This window comes from Peribacillus sp. Bi96, from assembly GCF_918698115.1.
Lineage (GTDB): Bacteria > Bacillota > Bacilli > Bacillales > DSM-1321 > Peribacillus.
This window is the reverse complement of record NZ_CAKKLV010000002.1, coordinates 103,085-124,979: the sequence shown is the minus strand read 5'-3', so window position 1 is coordinate 124,979 and position 21,895 is coordinate 103,085. Positions and strand designations below refer to the sequence as shown.

At 38.2% G+C, this 21,895-nt stretch carries 26 protein-coding genes; 10 read left to right on the top strand and 16 right to left on the bottom strand.

Annotated features, from left to right (window positions below; translation table 11 throughout):
• Positions 1–29: 29 nt before the first annotated feature.
• Complete coding sequence (locus tag LQ203_RS03100) at positions 30–281, bottom strand: YkuS family protein (protein ID WP_230155578.1); 252 nt, start codon at positions 279–281, stop codon at positions 30–32.
• Between the two features lie 98 nt (positions 282–379).
• Here LQ203_RS03100 and LQ203_RS03095 point away from each other — a divergent pair, with 98 nt between their 5' ends.
• The gene (locus LQ203_RS03095) at positions 380–514 is read left to right on the top strand and encodes a YuzL family protein (RefSeq protein WP_230155577.1); all 135 of its coding nucleotides are present in this window, start codon (positions 380–382) and stop codon (positions 512–514) included.
• 142 nt (positions 515–656) lie between these two features.
• On the opposite strand, the gene LQ203_RS03090 is transcribed toward LQ203_RS03095, so the two are convergent.
• Positions 657–821, bottom strand: a complete 165-nt coding sequence (locus LQ203_RS03090) for a hypothetical protein (protein ID WP_230155576.1) — start codon at positions 819–821, stop codon at positions 657–659.
• A 95-nt stretch (positions 822–916) separates the two neighbouring features.
• Between LQ203_RS03090 and LQ203_RS03085 the strand changes: the two genes are divergently transcribed.
• Positions 917–1,108 carry a hypothetical protein gene (locus LQ203_RS03085; protein WP_230155574.1) on the top strand — a complete coding sequence of 64 codons (192 nt, stop codon included), beginning with the start codon at positions 917–919 and terminating at the stop codon, positions 1,106–1,108.
• Positions 1,109–1,137: 29 nt separating this feature from the next.
• Here the strand turns inward: LQ203_RS03085 and LQ203_RS03080 are convergent, their stop codons facing one another.
• The 3 genes from LQ203_RS03080 to LQ203_RS03070 all read right to left on the bottom strand — a co-directional run bounded on the left by LQ203_RS03080 (position 1,138) and on the right by LQ203_RS03070 (position 3,780).
• Positions 1,138–2,076, bottom strand: coding sequence for a magnesium transporter CorA family protein (locus tag LQ203_RS03080; RefSeq protein ID WP_230155572.1), 939 nt, complete (start codon positions 2,074–2,076; stop codon positions 1,138–1,140).
• 292 nt (positions 2,077–2,368) lie between these two features.
• Entirely contained in the window at positions 2,369–2,641 is a 273-nt protein-coding gene (locus LQ203_RS03075) for a hypothetical protein (protein ID WP_230155570.1), read from the bottom strand.
• A 59-nt stretch (positions 2,642–2,700) separates the two neighbouring features.
• Positions 2,701–3,780: a nitric oxide synthase oxygenase gene (locus LQ203_RS03070; protein WP_230155568.1), complete on the bottom strand. Its 1,080-nt coding sequence runs from the start codon at positions 3,778–3,780 to the stop codon at positions 2,701–2,703.
• 267 nt (positions 3,781–4,047) lie between these two features.
• Between LQ203_RS03070 and LQ203_RS03065 the strand changes: the two genes are divergently transcribed.
• Positions 4,048–4,371, top strand: coding sequence for a winged helix-turn-helix transcriptional regulator (locus LQ203_RS03065; RefSeq protein ID WP_230155565.1), 324 nt, complete (start codon positions 4,048–4,050; stop codon positions 4,369–4,371).
• 151 nt (positions 4,372–4,522) lie between these two features.
• Positions 4,523–5,440, top strand: coding sequence for an NAD(P)/FAD-dependent oxidoreductase (locus LQ203_RS03060; RefSeq protein ID WP_230155563.1), 918 nt, complete (start codon positions 4,523–4,525; stop codon positions 5,438–5,440).
• 542 nt (positions 5,441–5,982) lie between these two features.
• Here the strand turns inward: LQ203_RS03060 and LQ203_RS03055 are convergent.
• Complete coding sequence (locus LQ203_RS03055; RefSeq protein WP_230155562.1) at positions 5,983–6,129, bottom strand: lmo0937 family membrane protein; 147 nt, start codon at positions 6,127–6,129, stop codon at positions 5,983–5,985.
• Positions 6,130–6,416: 287 nt separating this feature from the next.
• Between LQ203_RS03055 and LQ203_RS03050 the strand changes: the two genes are divergently transcribed.
• Positions 6,417–6,737, top strand: coding sequence for a YckD family protein (locus tag LQ203_RS03050; RefSeq protein WP_230155559.1), 321 nt, complete (start codon positions 6,417–6,419; stop codon positions 6,735–6,737).
• 172 nt (positions 6,738–6,909) lie between these two features.
• Positions 6,910–8,886: a S9 family peptidase gene (locus LQ203_RS03045; RefSeq protein ID WP_230155558.1), complete on the top strand. Its 1,977-nt coding sequence runs from the start codon at positions 6,910–6,912 to the stop codon at positions 8,884–8,886.
• Between the two features lie 39 nt (positions 8,887–8,925).
• Here the strand turns inward: LQ203_RS03045 and LQ203_RS03040 are convergent, their stop codons facing one another.
• The 6 genes from LQ203_RS03040 to LQ203_RS03015 all read right to left on the bottom strand — a co-directional run bounded on the left by LQ203_RS03040 (position 8,926) and on the right by LQ203_RS03015 (position 14,448).
• Complete coding sequence (locus LQ203_RS03040) at positions 8,926–9,357, bottom strand: CBS domain-containing protein (RefSeq protein WP_230155557.1); 432 nt, start codon at positions 9,355–9,357, stop codon at positions 8,926–8,928.
• A 282-nt stretch (positions 9,358–9,639) separates the two neighbouring features.
• Positions 9,640–10,620 (bottom strand): ABC transporter permease, encoded by a 981-nt coding sequence (locus LQ203_RS03035; RefSeq protein WP_230155556.1) that lies wholly within the window; start codon positions 10,618–10,620, stop codon positions 9,640–9,642.
• On the bottom strand, positions 10,613–11,527 hold the full coding sequence (locus tag LQ203_RS03030) for an ABC transporter ATP-binding protein (protein WP_230155555.1): 915 nt from the start codon (positions 11,525–11,527) through the stop codon (positions 10,613–10,615). The genes LQ203_RS03035 and LQ203_RS03030 overlap by 8 nt, the downstream gene beginning before the upstream one ends.
• Complete coding sequence (locus LQ203_RS03025; RefSeq protein ID WP_230155554.1) at positions 11,524–12,315, bottom strand: SGNH/GDSL hydrolase family protein; 792 nt, start codon at positions 12,313–12,315, stop codon at positions 11,524–11,526. Before LQ203_RS03025 ends, LQ203_RS03030 begins: the two co-directional genes overlap by 4 nt.
• A 466-nt stretch (positions 12,316–12,781) precedes the next feature.
• Positions 12,782–13,966, bottom strand: coding sequence for an MFS transporter (locus tag LQ203_RS03020; RefSeq protein WP_230155553.1), 1,185 nt, complete (start codon positions 13,964–13,966; stop codon positions 12,782–12,784).
• Between the two features lie 329 nt (positions 13,967–14,295).
• Entirely contained in the window at positions 14,296–14,448 is a 153-nt protein-coding gene (locus LQ203_RS03015; protein ID WP_230155551.1) for a hypothetical protein, read from the bottom strand.
• 326 nt (positions 14,449–14,774) lie between these two features.
• On the opposite strand from LQ203_RS03015, the gene LQ203_RS03010 reads away from it, so the two are divergent.
• The gene (locus LQ203_RS03010) at positions 14,775–15,689 is read left to right on the top strand and encodes a YitT family protein (RefSeq protein ID WP_230155549.1); all 915 of its coding nucleotides are present in this window, start codon (positions 14,775–14,777) and stop codon (positions 15,687–15,689) included.
• 94 nt (positions 15,690–15,783) lie between these two features.
• Here LQ203_RS03010 and LQ203_RS03005 read toward each other — a convergent pair whose 3' ends face one another.
• The 4 genes from LQ203_RS03005 to LQ203_RS02990 all read right to left on the bottom strand — a co-directional run bounded on the left by LQ203_RS03005 (position 15,784) and on the right by LQ203_RS02990 (position 20,507).
• A complete protein-coding gene (locus LQ203_RS03005) occupies positions 15,784–15,978 on the bottom strand; it encodes a cold-shock protein (protein WP_034307294.1) in 195 nt (64 codons plus the stop codon).
• Positions 15,979–16,855: 877 nt separating this feature from the next.
• Positions 16,856–17,062, bottom strand: a complete 207-nt coding sequence (locus LQ203_RS03000; RefSeq protein WP_230155547.1) for a cold-inducible protein YdjO-related protein — start codon at positions 17,060–17,062, stop codon at positions 16,856–16,858.
• Between the two features lie 130 nt (positions 17,063–17,192).
• Entirely contained in the window at positions 17,193–19,316 is a 2,124-nt protein-coding gene (gene recQ, locus LQ203_RS02995; protein WP_230155545.1) for a DNA helicase RecQ, read from the bottom strand.
• A 357-nt stretch (positions 19,317–19,673) separates the two neighbouring features.
• Positions 19,674–20,507, bottom strand: a complete 834-nt coding sequence (locus LQ203_RS02990; protein ID WP_230155543.1) for a 3D domain-containing protein — start codon at positions 20,505–20,507, stop codon at positions 19,674–19,676.
• 256 nt (positions 20,508–20,763) lie between these two features.
• Between LQ203_RS02990 and LQ203_RS02985 the strand changes: the two genes are divergently transcribed.
• From LQ203_RS02985 to cotJC, 3 genes are read left to right on the top strand one after another with little or no spacing between them, the layout of a single operon-like run.
• Positions 20,764–20,997 (top strand): spore coat associated protein CotJA, encoded by a 234-nt coding sequence (locus LQ203_RS02985; RefSeq protein ID WP_230155541.1) that lies wholly within the window; start codon positions 20,764–20,766, stop codon positions 20,995–20,997.
• Complete coding sequence (locus LQ203_RS02980; RefSeq protein ID WP_230155539.1) at positions 20,998–21,264, top strand: spore coat protein CotJB; 267 nt, start codon at positions 20,998–21,000, stop codon at positions 21,262–21,264. It begins immediately after the preceding gene.
• A gap of 12 nt (positions 21,265–21,276) precedes the next feature.
• The gene (gene cotJC, locus LQ203_RS02975; protein ID WP_230155538.1) at positions 21,277–21,846 is read left to right on the top strand and encodes a spore coat protein CotJC; all 570 of its coding nucleotides are present in this window, start codon (positions 21,277–21,279) and stop codon (positions 21,844–21,846) included.
• The last annotated feature ends 49 nt before the right edge of the window (positions 21,847–21,895 follow it).

Genomic DNA, 21,895 nt, shown 5'->3' with positions numbered 1-21,895 from the left:
ATCCGGTATAGGGTTAGGCACCTTTTGTACTATTGAATTTCGTTCACTTTATTTTCAACCTTTTGGCATACCTCATCAGCCGTTAAACCATCAGCCTCTATGATAGAAGCTTTAAATGAAGTATCGCTTATTCCCATCACATTACTTTCCAATCCTGTTACCACACAACAATCCAAGTTTCTTGCGTCAGCTTCTTGTTTAATCTCCACAACATCAAAACCTTTTTCACGAAGTGCTTCCTGAATATTCGTTAATGATTCTTCAACACCGATTTTTGACATCAACACACACCTCCTCTACTTTCTAACCTGTCCTTTTTGCCTTCAATATATGTATAGGATACAAAGGAAATAGGGAAAGTAATATCGAGGTGATAAATATGAATGGAAAAAACAAGAAAGATGCTACACAAACTCGTTTAGGTTCTTCCCAAGTAGAGGGGCAGGGTACCACTACGAAAGAAACAGGGTCCTTCACTCAACCATCTTCACTTAAAAAACAAAAGCGTTCATGATAAAAAAGAATCCTTAAACCCAACATGGAAATTCTGGTTTTTGATGAAAATTCTGACAAATACATGATACTCAAAAACGCTTGGTTACTGCCAAGCGTTTTCTTATGCAATCCAATGTTATTTCATCGCCAATACGCTACTTTCATATATTTTGTTTTATGATTTCCTGTTGGATCTTCACATCATTTAATTGATCACCATCAATGGTTTCTGAACCCATTTTTGTTTTCTTTGCTTCATCCTGGTTTATATCATTTGCTTTTAAGTTATTATCGGGAGCTGCTTGCTCGTTCCATTTTGTCATCATGATCTCCTCCTTTGTCCCATTATCCTCCCCAAACCTAAGAATATTCATGAATACACCACATCATTTATTGCAAAAATACTAATGGAGGTGTTTTTTTGGAACCAAACAAAACAGGCAATAAGAATGTACCGGATTTTAAAGAGTTGAACGATCGTATCATCGGGGAACCATCACAGAGCCCCCGTTTAGTCATTAAAACAAATTGGGATACCAAAAATGTAAACGATGAGAATCCTTATGCAGATCGGATTAACAGTGAAGGATTTGAAGAGTATTTTGAGGAATAAACAAAACCGGCTTAACAAGCCGGTTAATTTTAAAAATATTTCTTTTTCCAAAAAATGAACGCCGTCGTACCCGCAAAAGTAATCGCAATTAATAAAGTAAAGATAAAAGCATACGGATTATGCTCAAATGGCAGTTCCACATTCATTCCGTAAAAACTTGCCACCATCGTCGGCAGCGTTAAAATTATTGTCACCGAGGTTAGAAACTTCATGGCATTATTGACATTATTGGAGATAATCGAAGCGAATGCATCCATCATCCCACTAAGAATCGAGAGATACACTTCCGCCATTTCGATTGCCTGCGCATTTTCGATGATTACATCTTCAAGTAATTCTTTATCTTCCTCATACATTTTCAAATAATTAAAACGGAGGATTTTATCAAGTACAACCCGATTGGATTTCAATGATGTCGTAAAATAAACCAGGCTTTTTTCCAAAGCCAAAAAGGTATAAAGTTCTTTATTTTTCATTGACTGGTGCAATTCACGTTCCGCTTCATTCGTCATTTTGTTAATCTGTTTCAGGTACCGTAAATAATAGGATGAAATTTCAAATAATAATTGTAAGGCAAATCTAGTTTTCTTATTGGTGAAAAATCCTTTGATCTTATTGTTTTTGAAATTCGCCAATATGGGTGTTTCTTTCAAAGAGACCGTAATGAAACAGTCTTTGGTAAAGATCATCCCTATCGGTATCGTTTCAAAGATGGGTAAGTTAGCTTCGTCCTTGGTCAAATAAGGGAAGTCGACAATAATTAAAACATTGTCATCCTCTTTTTCAATTCTAGGCCTTTCCTCATCGTCCAGCGGATCTTTCATAAAATTGATCGGTAACTTCAAAGTTGTGCATATATATTCTATTTCGGCCTCTGTGGGCGCGACAATATTCACCCAGGAACCTTTTGTCATTTCCTCGATATTGTTTAGGAGACGGTTTTCATTCGTCTTGTAGATTTCAATCATTCGTTGACCTCCTCTTCTATAGAGAAAGCCTTATTTACCTTCTTCGAGCAGATACTCAGGAAGAATAACAGTCTCGACTTCTAGCATCATATTGGCTTCCTCTTGCTTACTGGGTTCAGGATCATAAGAACTGCTGCTCACTCGTATCCACTTCCTTTCGATTCTTTAATCTTAATCCTTATTCTTTTAAAGCACAATAACGAATTTACCACCTTGAATACTCACTTTTATATTTAGACTTATCTGAAAAAATAAAAAATCGCTTGGGAATTCCCAAGCGATTCTTGATAAATTATCCATGCTTTGCCTGATTATAATAGTGAACACCATACATAGCGCCTTCATCTACCATTTTATTATCTTCATGATCATATGGATCCGGGTGACCTGCCTTTTCAATTACAGGGTCTAGCTCTGAAGCTCTCCTATTCAAAAAGCTCATTGCCTTATCTTTTGCATTGAACCATATACCCTTCACTTTTCCTCTGTTCGTTTTCGTTGATAAAAATGAGACTCCGGCAACTCCGACTCCTAGTAGTACTACATTTCTTCCTAATGCCATCATTACCTTCCCCCTTAATAATTGGATTAATATAAATATACCCGATGCTGCGTATTGTAAACCTATTTATATGGAGGCTTTTGATAAAAGAAATTAGGCGTCATTATTTCATTATTAAACGGTTTATGAAAAACGTGTGTCGTAGCTGGAGAGACCGGGGGAATTAACCATGTCCAGTCCCCCGTTACTTTCCGGTCAAGTGACGCTTCCTTTTCTTCGAATTTCTTGAATTGTTTAGCTGCTGTATGGTGATCCACAATGCTGACACCAGATTTTTTAAACGAATGAAGGACCGCTTCATTCAATTCGATCAAGGCTCGATCTTTCCATAAATTAGAATCTCGTTTAATATCCAAGCCCATTCGCTCCCCTATTACTGGAAGCATATTGTAGCGATCTTCATCAGCAAGATTTCTCGCCCCGATTTCCGTTCCCATGTACCACCCATTGAATGGTGCAGCTGAATAAGTAATGCCGCCGATTTCCAGTCTCATACCAGAAATGATTGGTACTGCATACCATTTAATTTGAAGGTCTTTGAACCATGTAAACTCCGGGTGGATGATTGGAACTTCTTTAACCAGTCCATCAGGAATTTCAAAAATACTAGGGGTTTGTCCGTCCAATTGGATGACAAGTGGTAATATATCGAATGGACCATATTCCCCCTTCCAGCCTAATGCAAGACATTGCTTCGTAAATTCGATTGAACTTGAATCACCAATTACACCATGTTCCGTCTCATATCCTGCATAACGAATAAGCTGATGATTCCAGATATCGATTTTTTCATCATGATCTTTCTGTTTAAAAATTGTAATCACAGGCCTGATGTTTCCTTTATTCGTCGCGTAATCGATATGTTCAAAAAGGGCCGATGCAATCTCTTCTTCGCTCTGAATCAACCTTTTATCAATCACCCGCAGCGACTCCCAAAAAAAGCGACCGATGCAACGATTACTATTCCGCCAAGCTAATTTAGCACCATGTACTAATTCTTCATTTGTATGTTCATATTTGTCTGTTTCATTAATTTCTTTTTTGATTTGTTCAATCCTACTAGTTATTTCTTCTTCCGTTTTCAACAATTCTGAATAGCTTGTCCTGATAAAGGATACGGCCTCTTGCAGTAAATCACTCATCTTTCCCACGGATCCTTCCATTTGCAAAACTTTGAATTCAATAATAAAGTAACATATTTCTCATAGTATCTCTAAAGGAACACCTTTTTTTATGGAGATTTCTTTTAAAATGTGGCAATTCCGAGGCAGAAATAATTTTTCCGCATGATACTTAAAGTAAGTTCATAAATTTTTTATACTATAATATCTCTAGTAACTAAATAATAATCGGTAAAGCTGTTACAGAAGCGGTAAATGGATTATAATATAATAATATGGGGTGATATGATGAATAATACGACACTTTGTCCGCGATTTGAAAAAGGGATGCAAATCTTGAGTAAACGCTGGACTGGATTGATTGTCAATCAATTGCTTAATGGCCCTCAACGGTTTTGTAATATTGAATCTGCCTTCCCGATCAGCGGGAGGATTCTTTCTGAACGTTTAAAGGACTTGGAGATTGAAGGTATTGTAAAAAGAGACGTATATCCAGAGACACCGGTCAGGATTGAATATTCATTAACTGAAAAAGGCAAGGCACTTGCACCGGTAATGAGAGAAATTCAAAACTGGGCTCAAGAATGGCTCGAACCAATACAGAATCAATAGCATAGGCAAAAGGAAAAAAGGGAAAGTTCGCCAGCTGGCTGACTTTCCCTTTTTTATGTCTTGCTTTTGTTTAACCGCTCACGACTAGTGGTATATTTTTTACAGATAGAATAACACTAGGTTTATTCTAAATTATATGGGCGGTGAATTCATGAAGCAAGCAGACTGCATAGTAATTGGTGGCGGAATAGCCGGTATTCAGGCAGCCATTCAGCTCGGAAGATATAAACATCGTATACTCGTCATTGATTCTGCACAGGGCCGTTCTTCCATAGCCAAGGCTTACCATAACATCCTTGGATGGCCTGATGGGGTAAGCGGCAATCATTTAAGGACTTTGGGCAGACAGCACGCTGAAAAATTCGATGTCGAATTCTTGAATGATACTGTGATATCTATTGAAAAAAAGCAGGACGAGTTTTTTATCAAAACAAAGAATGACACGGAATATCAAGCAAAAACGATTTTTCTCGGAACGGGAATTACCGATAACATCCCTCCAATCAAAAATATTTATTCAACGCTTGGGACATCCACCTATATATGCCCAGACTGTGATGGGTATGAGATCATGGATAAGCAAACTGTTGTTATTGGCGGTGGGAATGCGGGAGCAGGTATGGCCCTTACCCTATTATATTGGTCAAAAGATATCATTTACGTAAATCATGTGAAATCAAAAATTGATGATCAATACAGGGAAAAGTTGAAGAAAAACCAGATTCCCCTATTCGAAGAAGAAGTTGAAGAAGTTCTTGTTGATGCTAAACAACAGATGACGGCGATACAATTAATAACTGGTAAAATAATTGAAGCTGAAAAGGCATTCACTGCCTTTAAAGGGAACAAACTGAATAATGAACTCGCCATACAATTGGGTGTGGGGGTAAACGAAAACAATCATGTGGTGGTCCACCCTCGCACTAAAGAAACGAATATCGAGGGAGTTTGGGCCGGCGGCGACCTCGTTGCGCACTCTGAACAAGTAACCATTTCGATGGGCGATGGGACCCAAGCAGCGATTTGGATTCATAAGAGACTGCTGGGCCAGCCACTTCCTTATGATTAAAGCGCCGCGGTAGAAAAATTAAAACGGCGACTTGTTTACCAGACTGTAGACAAAATGGATAATAATTGAGTTTGTCTACAGTTTTTTTAGGCATTTCAAATTTGACCGTTGATTTCCACTGCAGGCACTCGCTTTCCGCGGGCGGTCCGGGAGCCTCCTCGGCGCTCTTTGCGCCTGCGGGGTCTCCCTTGGACACGTATTCCCGCAGGAGTCTCGCACCTTCCGTTCCAATCACCTTGTTTTAACAGTTAGATAGAACTCCTTTTTCCTACAGTCTTTTTTGTTCTAAAATTTTCACATGTGTGGAATAAACAAAAGAGACTCTGTACTTAGATAGAAAATCTGTTCAAACAGGTCAGTATCTTTATAGCAGCGTTCATAATTTTTCCCTAACGTAGAGAAGTGTGGCACTTTATCATGGAAACCCTAACCTAATGAGACCTTCCGAAACCTTAATGTATAAAAAATGGGGCGACCTGTTATCCAGGACGCCCTTTCCATTCCTATATGTTTCTTCGTAAGCCTTCGGCTCAAATGTATATCTACATTCGACTCCTTCCTTTAAAAACTTTGACCAGAATGAGAATGACCGCGATGATGAGCAAGATATGTATAAAGCCTGCTGCCACTTTAAAGACTAAACCAAGTACCCATAATAATATTATTGCGCCAATAATTGTCCAAAGCATAATGATCTCCCCTTTCTTTTTACTATTCTCATTAATGGAACTTTCTTTAATAGAAGTTCCTCCAATATTTTTAGCTTACATTTAAACTACCCATTTCTTTCTTTCACAAACCCTTTAGTGGGAGATCCAAAAAAATATTACATAAAGCTGTAAATCCTGTAAAAGATAATAAAGAAATAAGGAATCTTCCTTCAGCAAAAACTTAATTCTCCAAAGGAAGAGACTATCAGTTTTAAAGGTCCTAAGGATAGCGCTTTACAAGAAAATATAAAAGGAGTCGTTCATTCATGAAAAAGTTTTTAGTCATCTGTTTAACAGCCTGTTCCCTTTTCTTGGTTAACCTGAACCAGCCGTCTGCAGAGGAAACTAAGGCAAAACCGGAAAGCGTACAATTCACTGATGCGCAAAAAACAGAAATTGCAAAGATCCAAAAGCAGATACTCGCGGACAAAAAGAAATTAATTGAAAAATACGTAGAGTTTGGTGCGCTTTCAAAAGAAGAAGCAGATAAAATGTTATCTCACTTTGAAAAACATTATAAAATGATGGAAGAACATAATTTCCAAATCCCGCCGCATCGCCCGCATACACGACATATGCATGAGTAATTTTATGTTCTTTACCTATGAAGCATGCTAATCCGTCCTTATAAAAAAAGGCCGGATTTTTTTCATTTCTTTCATTCTTGATAAATAAACCTTACGTGTTTACCATTTACTAAAGGATTTATATTTCCCTTTAGCGAAATACATAATTATGAGAAATGAAAGGGTGAAAAGGATGAACAAAATAGGGATAACAGCAAGAGACTTATTTCACTTGAAATCAGTGACAGATCCAAAGCTATCACCAGATGGCAGCATGGCGGTTTATGTCCAAACGAGAATTGATGAAAAAACAGAAAAATACATTTCCAATCTGTATATGTACAGCTTGATTACGAATGAAACAAAGCAATGGACGTTTGGGGATAATCGTGATACATCTCCAGCATGGTCTCCTGATGGAAAGGATATCGCCTTTATATCAGACAGATCAGGAAAAAAACAAGTTCACCTAATTGGGAGCATTGGTGGGGAAGCTCGACAGCTGACCCATTTCATAAACGGTGTAACCAAACCGATTTGGTCACCATGTTCCTCCAAGTTGTTGCTTTCTACCGGTTTAAAAGAGGGAGAAACCCTTAATACAGTAAAGGAAAATGATTTGTCTAAAGAAGTACACCGGTATGACCGGATTAAGTATAAATGGGATGGGAGAGGCTATTTCGATCAGTTATATCAACAGCTCGTTGTAGTGGATATTTTTCAAAACGAATCTGTATTGCTAACGGAAAATAATATTGATCATCACCCTAATGCGTGGTCCCCTGATGGTCAGCACGTTGCTTTCATAAGCGGGGATGCAGAAAAAAGTGATGATGAACTTTTTTCTTCTGATATTTTCACTATGGATCTTGAAACGAAGTCTTTACAGAAGATAACGGATAGTACGGGTTTCTTTAAAGACCCGAAATGGTCTCCAAATGGTAAATATCTTTCCTTCATTGGACATAATAAAGAATTTGCAGGTGCCACCTTTTCAAATATCTGGTTGCACTCCATATCCGATCAAACGATTCAGTGCTTAACGGATGGGTGGGACGTCGAAATCGGGGATTCCGCAATCGGGGATTTCCAAATCGGGGCAGTCGACCCCGGTATTTTATGGACAAACGATAGCCAAGGCTTTTATTTTTTAATAAGTGATTATGGAAATACTGGAGTTTATTATGGTTCGATTGAGGGCGCTATGTATCCATCCATCCTCGATCCACAGCATATATATGGACTGACCATAGATCCCGAAAGCCATCGTGCCGTCGTGGCCATAAGTACACCCGCTCATCCAGGCGATCTCTTTGCTTATAACCTTACGAATGGAGATAAAGAACAAATCAGTTTTGTGAATGATGAATTTTTAAGGAATAAACATTTATCCATAGCTGAACCCATTTCTTTTCCTGTTGCAGATGGTCTGACCATCCACGGCTGGATCATGAGGCCGACCGAATTTAATGAAAATCTTAAATATCCACTCATTTTGGAAATTCACGGCGGTCCTCATATGATGTATGCCAATACCTATGTTCATGAATTCCAGACCTTGGCTAATGAAGGGTATACTGTTTTGTTCACTAACCCGCGTGGAAGTTTGGGATATGGTCAGGACTTCGCAAATGCCTGCCGAGGTGATTATGGTGGCATGGATTATCAGGACTTAATGGCTGGAGTGGATCATGTTTTAACTACATATGATTTTATAAACCATGAAGATTTGGGTGTCTCCGGCGGAAGTTATGGAGGGTTCATGACAAATTGGATAATCGGTCATACCAACCGTTTCAAGGCTGCTGTAACTCAGCGTTGCATTAGTAACTGGTTAAGCTTTTATGGTGTCAGTGACATCGGCTATTATTTTACAGAATGGGAAATTGGCGGCGATATCATAAACTCGGCTGATAAATTGTGGCAGCACTCACCTTTAAAGTATATTTCCAATGTGAATACTCCTTTACTTTTACTTCACGGTGAAAAAGATTTCCGATGTCCCATTGAACAGAGCGAGCAATTCTTTGTCGCTTTAAAACGGCAAAACAAAGAAGCTGTACTTGTTTCCTTCCCGGATGAAACTCATGAAATTACCCGAAGCGGATCTCCCAAAATGCGTCTGCGACATTTAGAAGAAATCAAAGGATGGTTCAATAAATATTTTTAAAAACAAAACTCTGTTAGCATTTGCTAACAGAGTTTTGTTTTAGTGTTGAATTTGATCTCTGTCCTCGGAAATAGAACTTAAAGCATTACCCGCGATAGAATTTGACTGACGGTGTACAGCAAGATCTCCTAATGCCACAACTCCGACGAGCTTGTCATTTTCCACTATAGGGAGTCTTCTGATTTGTTCATTCCCCATTAACTCCTCAGCATCATCAACTGACATATCAGGAGTACCCGTTACAAGATTGGTGGAAATAACATCAGTAATTCTCGTCGAGTTTGGCTTTTTCTCTGCCACACAGCGGATAACGATATCCCTGTCTGTAATGACACCAATTAAATGGTTATTCTCCAGTACAGGAATGACTCCAACATCGTCATCCTTCATTTTGACTGCTGCTTCATAGATATTATCTTCCGCTGTGCAACAGTCAACATCTGTTGTCATAATATCTCTTAGTGTAGTCATGGATTTCCCCCCCATATTTCAAAATTTCATTAGTTGCTTGTTTATTGTTGGCCTTTTAAAAGATATTATTCATCAGCTTCAAACAGGATTCGATTTGGACTGGCAGACAATTTATATCTTCCTCACAATCTGAATATCTCCACTGGAAACTGAAGTCATTGGCAGGAATTTTTCATTCAGATGATGATCATCCATATATAAACCTCCAATTTGAATGATATTTAATTAAGGATACCAAGTATAAAATAAAAAACAGCCTATAGTTTAATAGGCTGCCTATCTTTAGTAAACATCCTTTTTGGTAAATGCCGCAAAGGATACAATTAAAGCTAGCCCCCACCAGACAAGCAATGTAATGACGGAGGATAATAAGGTCATTCCCTCGATTGGCGGAGCCGTACCGCTAATATAAGTGGTTAATTTCAAATTCACCATAAAAAAATATTTCGCTGATTCCCATGATGAAACCATATTATTCAGGATAGCCCCTGAAATTAATGCAGCCAGCATGATGCCCATGCCAGCGGGTGTACTGCGTACCAAAACAGATAGCATGAAAGAAAGGGTCCCTACTACTACCGCAACCAGCCAAACAAGTCCCAAATCCATCAATAGGAATTTCCATTGTGCAACTAACCTTACTTGACTGACATCCACATTAGCGCCCTTCAAATCAAATCCGGTTATGACGGGTGCCCCCCATCCCTGATACCCAAAAACAAGTCCCGATAACAAATACGAAAGTAAAGCTGTCATCGCCACAATTAGCGAAACCGACAATAATAATGTTACATACTTACTCATTAAAATTTTCCATCGTTCCACTGGCCTTGTTAACAGAAGTTTGATTGTACCTTGACTATTTTCGGAAGAAACCAAATCACTTGCTACAATCATGATCAGTAGCGGAATGAACAAATCAATGGCATTTTCCAAAAACATACGTGTAAAAGTAGCTGCACCTGGTTCTGAGGGGTTTATGTCATGATCCAGGTAATATTGCTGCTGCTTTAGACTGACTTCGAGTTGTTCACGCCACTCATCCAGCATCCTATTTGAGCTCAATCGATTTTGAGTATCAATGATTTGCTGTTGAAGAGCAGCACGCCAATCAGAAGTACCTAACTTCTCCTGCTGCTCTTTCACTTGTTTATATTGTGCATACGTGAACATCATCACTAAAATGCCAACGATGATACCTATTATGACTAACCGTTTTTTTGCCAACAATTTCATCATTTCATTTTGGATCAAATTATTCAATGCGTGCACCTCCGCTACCGGTTACCTGCAAAAATAATTCTTCCAATCCCGGGAGGTTTCGGTTCATTTCATGCACCTTAACCCCTGCTTGGTTCAGCGCGGCATTCCATTCAGGAGTTTCGACTTCATCATAAGCTGTAATGATAAAGTTTTGTTCTACGGTAATATCGGTGTAACCGCTAAGGATTTCCACACCCTTTTTTAAGGGTTCTACCCTCCAAATTATCCGCTCTTGTGTGGATAATAGACTTTCCACTGTATCGGTTTTGATTATTTCTCCATTTTTTATGATCGCGACCCGGTCACATAGTAGCTGGATTTCTCCTAATAAGTGTGAAGAAACGAGAACACTCATACCTTCATCTTCAGCCAACTTTCTGATAAATTGCCTCATTTCACGGATTCCAGCAGGATCTAGACCATTGGTTGGTTCATCCAAAATCAATAGCTTTGGACGATTCAGCATCGCCTGCGCAATTCCTAGACGCTGCCTCATACCTAGAGAATAGGTCTTCACTTTATCATGAATTCTTACTTCTAGACCGACTAGTTCAGTAACCTCATTCATTCTTGATTCATCAACTTTTGGTAACATTCTTGCAAAGTGGAGCAAATTATCCCAACCACTCAAAAATGGATATAACTCCGGATTTTCTACGATACAACCCATATGCTGCATGGCCTTCGTGAATTCCTTACGCACATCATATCCGCATATATGGATGGATCCCGATGATGGCTTAATCAGACCGACCAACATGCGGATCGTCGTCGTTTTACCGGCGCCATTCGGTCCTAAAAAGCCGAAAACCTCACCTTCATTCAGCTCAAAATCTAATCCTTTAATAATTTCCCTTTTACCAATCTTTTTTTTCAAGCCCTTAACAGACAATGTTACCTGTTTCATCGTTCCTCATCCTCCCATTTTATTAAAGGAGCAACCCTATCAGCAATTAAACGATACCCCTCCTTATTAGGGTGAAATTTATCTGAATACAAATATTCATTTACCGATAATTGAAATAAGTCGAATGTTGGTACGAAAATCGCGTTTTTATAATGAGCCACGACTTCTGCCGTTTCATTATTCCAGTCCCGTACTATGCGGTTAGTATCTAAGTCTTCATCCAACTCTATAAATGGATTATACAAGCCAAGTAAAAATATGGTGGCTGTATCATTGACATGATTGAGATCTTTTAAAATTTCATGCAAATTTTTCAAATATTTCTTTTGTGAAACGGATGCAGCCTCCCTATCATAATCAATCAAGGTCTGGCCCTTCTGAAAGAGGTCGTTGCCGCCAATAGTAACTAAAATTACATCAGCTGCCTGGATTTGACGCTTCACTTCCGTTTGTTTCACTTGCTGCACCAATTCTTGAGACACTTGTCCATTAATGCCGAGGTTATGAATGAGCGGTTTTCTATGGTATTCACTCTCCAAATCTTCCATAACAAGTCCAACATAACCTTTTCCTGTTTCATCACCTGTACCACGTGTCAATGAATCACCCAACGCCACTACCGTAAAGTCATCAGGAAGATTCTTTTTAATGGGGGTCGTTTCATTAGCTCCCATTTCAGAAGTTTTTTTCCCATAATGGTCAATAATAGTCCAACCAAGGCAAAATAAACAAAACAGCCCGATAAAAGCTGAAACAATGGTAGCCGCCAACACTTTTGGTTTGCTCAAAAACACTCATCCTTCCATTCATTCTCTACCTTCCATTAAATCATATTTTTTCCAAAAACAAAAAAACTGATTGCTCTTGGTAAGAAAAATTCCGGATACTCCCGTCCCCTATTCATTTTCAATAGCTCAATTAGTAAGTAATAAAGGCTGAAAGAGATTCATGAAATCAAGTTAAACTCTTTTAACCTCCTTTATTCCTCCCTTGATAAACTTTCTGGTGGAAAAGGCTTATTTCGTCTGTTTTCACGATCCTTAGAAGGCGAGTCCCTTACGCTCCAATCAACGGTCAAATTTTAAAAACCTAAAAAAACACCCCGTAAATGTTAGTTTGGTGTCTAACATTTACGGGGCAGTTCAACTCCATTATTATCGAGTTTGTCTACAGTCAGACCTCTTCACGTTGTAAGGTGAAGAAGCTTCTTACTTTCTAAAATTTTATAAAAAAGATACTCAACTCAGGTTCCTACTATACGCTTTGTTCTCCCATTACTTTTTGTTTTTTATCCAATCCCATGAGCCATATTGTAAGCAGCATCCCAATTAATGTGAGCATAGCGTAAAATAAATACACCGCATATATCCCTGACTTATCCAAAATAATCCCGCCGCTGAAGGTACTGAACCAGTTTCCCAACCCATTGCCAATTGCGGAATAAAGCGTTATGGCAGTAACGGTTATATGGGCCGGTACGACTTCCCGGATATATTGCACAGCCGCAGGAATGAATAAGCCAAGTGAAAAACCTTGCATGATGGAAGTCACGTATACGGTTGTCAAACTGGGTTCGGTAAAATACAAACCCCAGCGAACCAACGAAGCCGCTCCCGCCAATAAGGTTATAGGCATCAATCCCATTTTATGAATCCAGCTGCCTGCCATTCTCATAAACGGAATTTCCGACAATACTGCTAACAGGAACGCAATGCCAATCCCCGTATATGTACCACCTCTTGCTTCTACAAACAAACCATAGTATACATTATTTGCAAGGTTTGGACCGAAAAGCAAAAACGTGATTGCAAGAAAGATAAGGAAACGTTTCATGGTAATCAATTCTTTAATTCCACTAAAAAGTTTTACCTTTTCTCGAGCAGGCTCTTCAGGTAAGCGGAGAGCTAGAAGAGCCGCAATCAATAGACCGAAGAAAAAGGCGTAAAATATAACGGATGGACCAATTAATGATTCCGATAACTTCCCCATTACAAAAACGGCGATACCGTAACCAAGTGAACCGAATAAACGGATTTTTCCATAATTCGATTTGATTCTTGTAGTATATTGAAGGGTGATGCTATCTGAAATTGGTATAATGGCACTTTGAAAGATAGCCAAAGCAATTGCAACGGATACTAAAAGGAAATAAGGCTCAAACAGTAAGTAACCTAACCCGAATAAACCAGCTAGGAATGATGTCAGTGCCAGTATTTTTGCTGGTTTTCCGCTCCAATCACAGACAATTCCCCAAAAAGGCTGAAAAACGATCATCACTATCGGTCCAACCGACATGATCGTACCTATTTCAATACCTGACAAACCTGCCTCATTGGTTAAATAAACGCTTAAAAGTGGTGTTAAACTGCCCACTGAAAAAAAAGAAAATAAGTAAAATACCTTCAAACTTATAATATTAGCATGCTTTTGTTTTTCCAAATCCAGCTTCCCCCATGCAGTTTATCTTCTACCAAGTCCTCATATACAACAACCGAATTTTGAATAGTATTATAACCTGTTTTAAACGATTCTTCACGTCGAACGAAGATTTCCTCTTACGAGATAAATGTGGTTCCGTTAGTAAAATGTTTGGAAAGATGATTCAATATTTTTCTTTTCCAAAATCAATGTCTGTGGTTTGGCCAATGGCAAGAATTCTTCCACTCTCTCATTAATACGATTGATTTCATCATCATTATTTCCGGATCCACAAATCTATTTTCATTTAAATAATTATTGTAGAAAAATTGTTTTCTGACATTCATGAATTATCGTTCGCAAGTTGGCACATAAAAAGCCACTCCCATCGAGCGGCCGCTTCCTATACGAAAGACGTTTACATTTGTTTCCACTACCAGTAGGTTCCAATACACTGCAATCATAAATAGGATGGTGCCTAATGATACATTTGATCGTACCATTGTCTATTTTCCTATAATTTAATGGAAATTCATAGTACCTCAAGGTTTTTATTTCTTTACAATGATTTATTTACACCCTATATCTTCCAGAGTATTCCATTCACAAATAAATTGCAGGTTTCTTTCATAAAATCAATAAATTTAGAAATACTATTCTTTTGTATAGAGTAAAATAAAAAGTGCATGGCAGTTACAAGCTTTCATTGTCATGAAATTCAAAATAATTATTCAGAAATATATTAATTAAGAATGTTAATTCCTTTATTTAATTATACCTATAGGTTTATAATCAAATAGTACATATATAGAGAGAAGGAGTGGTGGGCATGATAATGTCAGACCTGGCAGGTGCAAGCACAGCTGAAATTGTGCACAAAAAGACCCAGCACAAAAAATTAACGCTAAGACAAATTTTACAGAGAGGTCTTTTAATTACAATTGGTGCGGTTTTGATGGCTGTCGGCCTCGAGATTTTTTTAGTGCCGAATAACGTTATCGACGGAGGCATAACAGGTATATCGATTATGTTATCTTACATTACTGGTTGGAAACTCGGTATCTTCCTTTTCATTTTGAATCTTCCTTTCTTTTTTGTCGGTTATAAACAAATTGGAAAAACCTTCGCATTATCTACTCTGTATGGAATCTTGGTCCTTTCCATCACAACTACATTGCTTCATCACGTACCAGCTTTCACTCAAGATATCCTCCTGGCGTCCGCATTTGGCGGAATGATTCTTGGCATTGGTGTCGGAATGGTCATTCGATATGGCGGATCATTGGATGGTACAGAAATACTAGCAATTCTCGCCAGCAAAAAGATTCCTTTTTCAGTTGGAGAGATTGTCATGTTCTTTAATTTATTCATCCTTGGCAGTGCTGGTTTCGTTTTCTCTTGGGATCGTGCCATGTATTCGATTATAGCTTATTTCGTAGCTTATAAAACGATGGATATCGTCATTGCCGGTTTGGATGAATCAAAATTTGTGTGGATTATCAGTGATGAATTCGATGATATCGGCGACGCTATAATGAATCGCCTTGGACGGGGCGTTACCTTTTTGGCTGGCGAAGGAGCTTATTCTGGTGATGACAAAAAAGTCATCTTCTGTGTAATTAACAGGCTCGAGGAAGCCAAACTTAAAGATATAGTTAAAAGCTTCGATCCTTCTGCTTTTCTTGCCGTAGGGGATATCGCCGAAGTGCGAGGGGGCAGGTTCAAGAAAAAGGATATTCACTGATCTTTTAACTGGTTTTCCTGCTTTTTGTTTCATCCAATTGACAAAAAGATAAAAAAAGCTGAAGGGGAATCCCTTCAGCTTTTTTTATAAAGACTTAATAGTTTCTCGGATTGTTGATGGCTTGAAGCATTCTAGTGCCGGGTTTCATCTCGCTGCTACATAGCGGACAAACGTGTTCATCATTACTTGTAAAGTTATCGCGAATCCAACCTTTGCAATCTTCTGATGTACATTCCCACACCTTAGTTTCTTCAGGAATGATTTCTTCCGTATTATTTCTTCTATACATGTATCTCACTCCTTAGAATTGAATTAACTCCGTCCTGCATAACAGATCCCAAGCCATAAAAATAAAAGAAGAATAGATGGCGATTAATATAAAAAAATTGCATCCATTGGCTTATCTAAGATTTGTTTATATTCCCCACACTCAAATTTCCAAGTGCCAAGAACTAGAGATTAAAACCATGGATTTTTAATATCCAAATACCATTATATCATATATATGCTTTTTTTATTTGAGTAAATGCTTCAAAGAAGAAAAGATTCCATAAATCCATGCTTTCTTAATCCTTTTAAATCATGAAACACAGTCTCTGACTTACCGAAATTGGTAATCGAGACTGCGTCAGTTGAGAATCCATTTCATATGGTTCTTCCTGCTCGTTCGATTGATTTTTCAAAGCGAATCAAGCATGAGAGTAATTTTAATGCCAAAACCTAAAACAATGAAAGCCCTGCCTCTCTCCCATCCATACGGTTCCTAGACCGTGCCTGCGAGAATCAGATAAAAGCTTATAAGTACATGTTTATTAATTAAACCGTCCGTAATTCCAATTGGGAAAATTAAATTCCAAAAGATAAATGGTACATAGAAGTAAGTTAATGAAGAACAAAAATGGATCGAGGAAAATACTTGGTGATTACATGTATTTCTTTTTTCTAGATGTGTTTAACTTGATTCTACTCCATCATATTGATGATGGAAAATTATTTTATTAATAAAAATGTTACTTTCAATTACCCTCTAGTGTTTTCTTTTAATAACACTGAAACTTTATAATAGCATATTTATATTTATATGTAAAGTCTATAACGAAAAGGTAACACTTCGTCATTATTTTTTGTCGTGAAAATAAAAAATAAAGAGGCAATATTCACCTCTTTTATTTAAACGCATTATATTCATTTTCAATTTTCGGAAGTTCCCTGACTTCTTCAACTAATTGGCTACCACACATTGGGCAATCATAGTTTTCAGAAGCAAAATCTTTTCTCATCCATCCATTACAATCATCCGATCCGCACGCATATACAATCGTATCTTCCATAATGATTTCTGGTTCCTCTGAATTCTTTTTTCCAAAATACATGAGCAACCTCCTCTTTTTTATATAAATACTCTGATTAAAGGCACGTTATTTCACCCTTTGATCATTCCTAGTATACGCATTAAATCAAATTCTTATTTATTCCATGAAAAAAATTACATTACCATATAACCTATTCCTGTTCTAATCCTGCTTTCATCATGATCGCTTTAATCATAAAGTATGAAAAATGCTCAGGTAAAGCTTCTTTTAGTGGTTTAAGTTTTTCAGAATCCAATTGTTTGGCAGTCTCCAATACAAGCTGATACTCTTCTTTCGAGTAAATCTCTTCCCATTTGATCTCTAAGTGTTCTTCTGCACACTTCAATAAATGATTTTCAATCGAGATGGAAGACAGTCCTCTTAATATCCCAATTTCTTTGATCGATTTCCCTTCCTGATATAAGCGGTAGCTTTCTAAATGAGATGGTTTAGTACTTCGTTTTAGCGTTTCCTTTGTAACCATTGTATTCATTTCTAATTCAGGATGTGCCTGTACATATTTTGAAATCGCTTCTAAGAACACGGCACCGAAGCGTTCGAATTTCTGGGTGCCAACCCCTTTGACGTCAAGGAATTCCTGTTCCGTCCTCGGCAATCTGGCGGCCATGTCTTTCAAAGATGCATCGGAAAAAATAATGAACGGCGGTACATTTTCCTTGGCAGCCATTTCTTTTCTTAACTGCCTCAATTCTTCAAACAATCCATGATCAATACTGATGCTGCTTACTTGTTTTATTTCTTTACGGAGGACTTTTTTTTGTCCTAAAAGCACTTCCCTGCCAGCATTGGTTACTTTAAGAACTGGAAATTGCCCGCCTGTCATTTCGATATACTGTTTAGCTGTCAGGAAATCAATGAAATCAGCTACATCCTTAGCCGATTGATTTTTGATGATTCCATAGGTCGAAAGCTTCTGAAAACCGAACTCTTCAATTTTCTTATTGCGTGAACCAGTAAGCACTTGAGAGATCATCGTTTTTCCGAATCGCTCGCCCATTCGCAACATGCATGAAAGGACCATCTGTGCCTGTGTCGTTACTTCAACAGAGTCACGTTTATCTGTACAATTTTCACAATGACCGCAATCTTCAGGGTTTTCTTCACCAAAGTATTGCAGAATGAAAGCTTGCAAACACCCTTCAGTAAAACAATAATCCTTCATTCTATTTAACTTCATCAATTCCTGGGATTGCCTCTCCTGAGATGGATTTGATTGTTCAATCAAAAAACGCTGGATCTGTATATCCTGGGGAGAGTACAATAAAATACATTCACTATCCAAACCATCCCGCCCAGCACGTCCCGCTTCCTGATAGTAACTCTCCATATTCTTTGGAGTTTGGTAATGGATGACGAATCTAACATTCGACTTATCGATTCCCATCCCAAAGGCTGATGTCGCAACCATCAAGGGAACGTCATCACGAATGAATTGGTCTTGCTGTTCCGAACGGTCTTGTTCATTCATGCCAGCATGGTATCGACCTGTCAGAAAACCGGCTTTATTAAGCTTGTCATACAATGAATCGACTTCTTTCCTCGTGGCTGCATATATGATACCCGACTCATTTTTGTTTTTCTCTATATAGCGCATTAAAAACCGTCCGCGATTTTCTTCCTTAACGACTGAAAAAAACAAATTATCTCTGGAAAACCCCGTTGATATGGTATGTTGCCCTGATATTCCAAGCGAATGACATATATCATCTGTCACATTTGGAGTGGCTGTTGCCGTTAATGCGAGAACAGTCGGAGCAGATGGCATATTTTTCAACAAAGTTTTGATTTTTAAATAGCTTGGTCTAAAATCATGACCCCATTGAGATATACAGTGCGCTTCATCAATGGCCACCAATGAAATTTCCACGTTATTTAAATCTTGTTGAAATGAAGGATTTTCCAACCGTTCCGGTGCCACATAAACCAACTTATACCTTCCTTGTTTGATATCATTCATTCTATTGGAAGATTCTAACCCTGAAATGGAGCTATTAAGAAATGTGGCATCAATCCCGTTTTGTTCGAGGGCATCAACTTGGTCCTTCATCAAGGAAATAAGTGGGGATATCACGAGTGTTACACCAGGTAATAGAAGCGCTGGAATCTGATAACAAATTGATTTACCTCCGCCAGTAGGCATGATTCCTGCTGTATTTATTCCTCCTAACACCTGTTCGATAATTTGTTCCTGACCTTTTCGAAATGATTCATAACCAAAATATTTTTGTAAATATTCACGTGCTTTTTCCATCAATTTACTACTCCTCCTATTTACCTTGCAAGGACATATAAAGATAAAGATTTATTACTTTCATTGTACCTGCTTTTTCCATGAACCAAAAGCACAAAAAGAGTAGACTCATTCTCTGTGTCTACAGTTTTTTAAATTTTTAATATATGACCGTTGATTTCCGTTGCAGGCACTCGCTTTTCGTGTGCGGTCCGGAGTATCGTACTCCCGTTCCAATCAATTTTATTTTTACGTATCCATTCACTATTCTCTATCACTGCTTCCCATCCAATAAAAAATCAAAAAGGTTTCGGAATGAGTCCATTCCGAAACCTTTTTGTCTACTCTTTTCAATATATAAACATGTATGGCATGGTTAATTTAATTCAGGATTTGCACTTTAACGTTTTTAACGCCCCAATTATTAGCATCTTGTTCATTAGGGATAAAGATGTCCACTCTATTTCCTTTGATGGCACTGCCTGTATCAGCAGCTGTCGCGTAGCCGTAACCTTCGACATAGACTTTTGATCCAAGTGGAATGACTGATGGATCTACGGAAATTACTTTTGCATTCGGGTTAGCTTTCAAGTCAACTCCTGTAGCTGTCGTGCCGCTACATCCTTGGCAGCTAGCCGTATAAGCAGTTGCTCTAACCGTTAGCTCTTTTTCTACACCTGCTTGATCCTTGGATTCATTATTTGTGTCTGTTTTTTCTGATTGTTCAACCGGTTTGGCTTGTTCAGTTGGTTTGGCTTGTTCAACTGGTTCTGCTTTTTTAACTGGTTCTGCTTTTTCAACTGGTGCAGCTTGCTCTGATTTCTGCTCAGGCCCTACACTCGCTGCTTCGACTTTGTTAGCCGCCGGTTTAATGACAAGTTCCTGTTTTGGATGGATTGTATCTGAACTTAAACCGTTCCAAGATTTAATATCCTTTACTGCTACATCATATTTGTCTGCAATTTCCGATAAGGTATCCCCAGACTTGACTTTATAGTGCTCTTCTTGAGAAATATGTATGTTTTCCCCTGCATAAATCGTGTCTGAAGACAAATCGTTCCAAGACTTAATATCTTCTATTGATACTTTATACGTTTGAGATATCCCCCATAATGTGTCTCCATCTTTCACTTTGACATCTTCTGCTTGTACCGGAATTGTGAATGCACCGGATATAGCAGCCGCTGCCGCTAACGATAAGATTGATTTTTTCATATGTTGTTACCTCCTTGTGAGCTACTTTATAAGCTACGAGACCAATCTTACCATAGTTTTTTTCTATACAAAGAACAAACAGATAAAGAATAGATGACAAACATCTCAGTAAGATAACGAGACTATAACGATTAGTCTTAATATTCTGATAATTAATAATCTACCAGACCCTTCCTTTTCAATCACTTGGAGTCATATAAAATGTTACTCTTGCATAATTATTAAAGGCTATATCTTTATAAAGGAGGTATATTTTTTGACACGCGAAAAGACTTTTACTTTAGTCAAGTCATATAAACCTTTCCATAGCAAATTTGATCCATGCACTCCTATTGGGAGAAAATACTTTAGAACACCTCCCAATTTGTATATTAATTTTCAACCGCCTAATCTGGAACAATTCACACCAGAAGAAGCTCTGAAGTATGGCACACTTTGGAAATTCTTTTACGATTTTTATGATAATCCGTATCGGGAAAGGGAGACATAAATGAAAAATAAACTGGATGATGAATATTATCAGTTGCTTGAGCAAATCCAAGCTGCGGATTTTGTACTGGTCGAGTTGACTCATTATCTGGATACACATCCTAACGACCAGCAGGCATTGCAGCAATTCAACCAATTTCATGAATACTCAAAACAATTGAAATCGGTTTTTGAGCCTAAATATGGTCCATTATTGGGCTTCGGAAACAGTTCAGGCGGTGAAAATAAATGGGAATGGAGCCAAGGCCCATGGCCATGGCAGGTATAAGGAGAGATATCTATGTGGGTTTATGAAAAAAAGCTGCAATATCCGGTTAAAGTCAGGGACTGTAATCCTAGATTAGCTAAATATTTGATAGAGCAATATGGAGGTGCAGATGGTGAGTTGGCTGCAGCACTCCGTTACTTAAATCAGCGTTATACAATTCCCGATAAAGTAATTGGCCTGTTAACGGATATCGGAACGGAAGAATTCGCCCATCTAGAAATGATCGCCACGATGATTTATAAACTTACAAAGGACGCTACCCCCCAGCAGATGACAGCAGCCGGCCTAGGGGAACATTATGTCAATCATGATAGTGCTCTTTTTTATCAGAACGCGGCAGGAAATCCGTGGACTGCCACGTATATTCAAGCTAAAGGCGACCCGATTGCTGATTTATATGAAGATATTGCCGCTGAAGAGAAGGCAAGAGCAACCTATCAGTGGCTGATTGACATCTCGGATGATCCGGATATCAATGATTCACTCAGATTTTTGCGTGAGAGGGAGATTGTCCATTCCATGAGATTCAGAGAGGCAGTGGAAATATTAAAAGAAGAAAAAGGTAAAAAGAAGTTTTTTTAATAATGAGATTCACATGAAAAAACGCAGCGGAGGAATTTGAACTATGCCC

Bases quoted from the DNA above. Each gene is read 5' to 3' on its own strand.
- LQ203_RS03100 (WP_230155578.1), bottom strand. From the start codon at position 281: ATGTCAAAAATCGGTGTTGAAGAATCATTAACGAATATTCAGGAAGCA.
- LQ203_RS03095 (WP_230155577.1), top strand. From the start codon at position 380: ATGAATGGAAAAAACAAGAAAGATGCTACACAAACTCGTTTAGGTTCT.
- LQ203_RS03090 (WP_230155576.1), bottom strand. From the start codon at position 821: ATGATGACAAAATGGAACGAGCAAGCAGCTCCCGATAATAACTTAAAA.
- LQ203_RS03080 (WP_230155572.1), bottom strand. From the start codon at position 2,076: ATGATTGAAATCTACAAGACGAATGAAAACCGTCTCCTAAACAATATC.
- LQ203_RS03075 (WP_230155570.1), bottom strand. From the start codon at position 2,641: ATGATGGCATTAGGAAGAAATGTAGTACTACTAGGAGTCGGAGTTGCC.
- LQ203_RS03070 (WP_230155568.1), bottom strand. From the start codon at position 3,780: ATGAGTGATTTACTGCAAGAGGCCGTATCCTTTATCAGGACAAGCTAT.
- LQ203_RS03065 (WP_230155565.1), top strand. From the start codon at position 4,048: ATGAATAATACGACACTTTGTCCGCGATTTGAAAAAGGGATGCAAATC.
- LQ203_RS03060 (WP_230155563.1), top strand. From the start codon at position 4,523: ATGAAGCAAGCAGACTGCATAGTAATTGGTGGCGGAATAGCCGGTATT.
- LQ203_RS03055 (WP_230155562.1), bottom strand. From the start codon at position 6,129: ATGCTTTGGACAATTATTGGCGCAATAATATTATTATGGGTACTTGGT.
- LQ203_RS03050 (WP_230155559.1), top strand. From the start codon at position 6,417: ATGAAAAAGTTTTTAGTCATCTGTTTAACAGCCTGTTCCCTTTTCTTG.
- LQ203_RS03045 (WP_230155558.1), top strand. From the start codon at position 6,910: ATGAACAAAATAGGGATAACAGCAAGAGACTTATTTCACTTGAAATCA.
- LQ203_RS03040 (WP_230155557.1), bottom strand. From the start codon at position 9,357: ATGACTACACTAAGAGATATTATGACAACAGATGTTGACTGTTGCACA.
- LQ203_RS03030 (WP_230155555.1), bottom strand. From the start codon at position 11,527: ATGAAACAGGTAACATTGTCTGTTAAGGGCTTGAAAAAAAAGATTGGT.
- LQ203_RS03015 (WP_230155551.1), bottom strand. From the start codon at position 14,448: ATGGTACGATCAAATGTATCATTAGGCACCATCCTATTTATGATTGCA.
- LQ203_RS03010 (WP_230155549.1), top strand. From the start codon at position 14,775: ATGATAATGTCAGACCTGGCAGGTGCAAGCACAGCTGAAATTGTGCAC.
- LQ203_RS03005 (WP_034307294.1), bottom strand. From the start codon at position 15,978: ATGTATAGAAGAAATAATACGGAAGAAATCATTCCTGAAGAAACTAAG.
- LQ203_RS03000 (WP_230155547.1), bottom strand. From the start codon at position 17,062: ATGTATTTTGGAAAAAAGAATTCAGAGGAACCAGAAATCATTATGGAA.
- LQ203_RS02990 (WP_230155543.1), bottom strand. From the start codon at position 20,507: ATGAAAAAATCAATCTTATCGTTAGCGGCAGCGGCTGCTATATCCGGT.
- LQ203_RS02980 (WP_230155539.1), top strand. From the start codon at position 20,998: ATGAAAAATAAACTGGATGATGAATATTATCAGTTGCTTGAGCAAATC.
- cotJC (WP_230155538.1), top strand. From the start codon at position 21,277: ATGTGGGTTTATGAAAAAAAGCTGCAATATCCGGTTAAAGTCAGGGAC.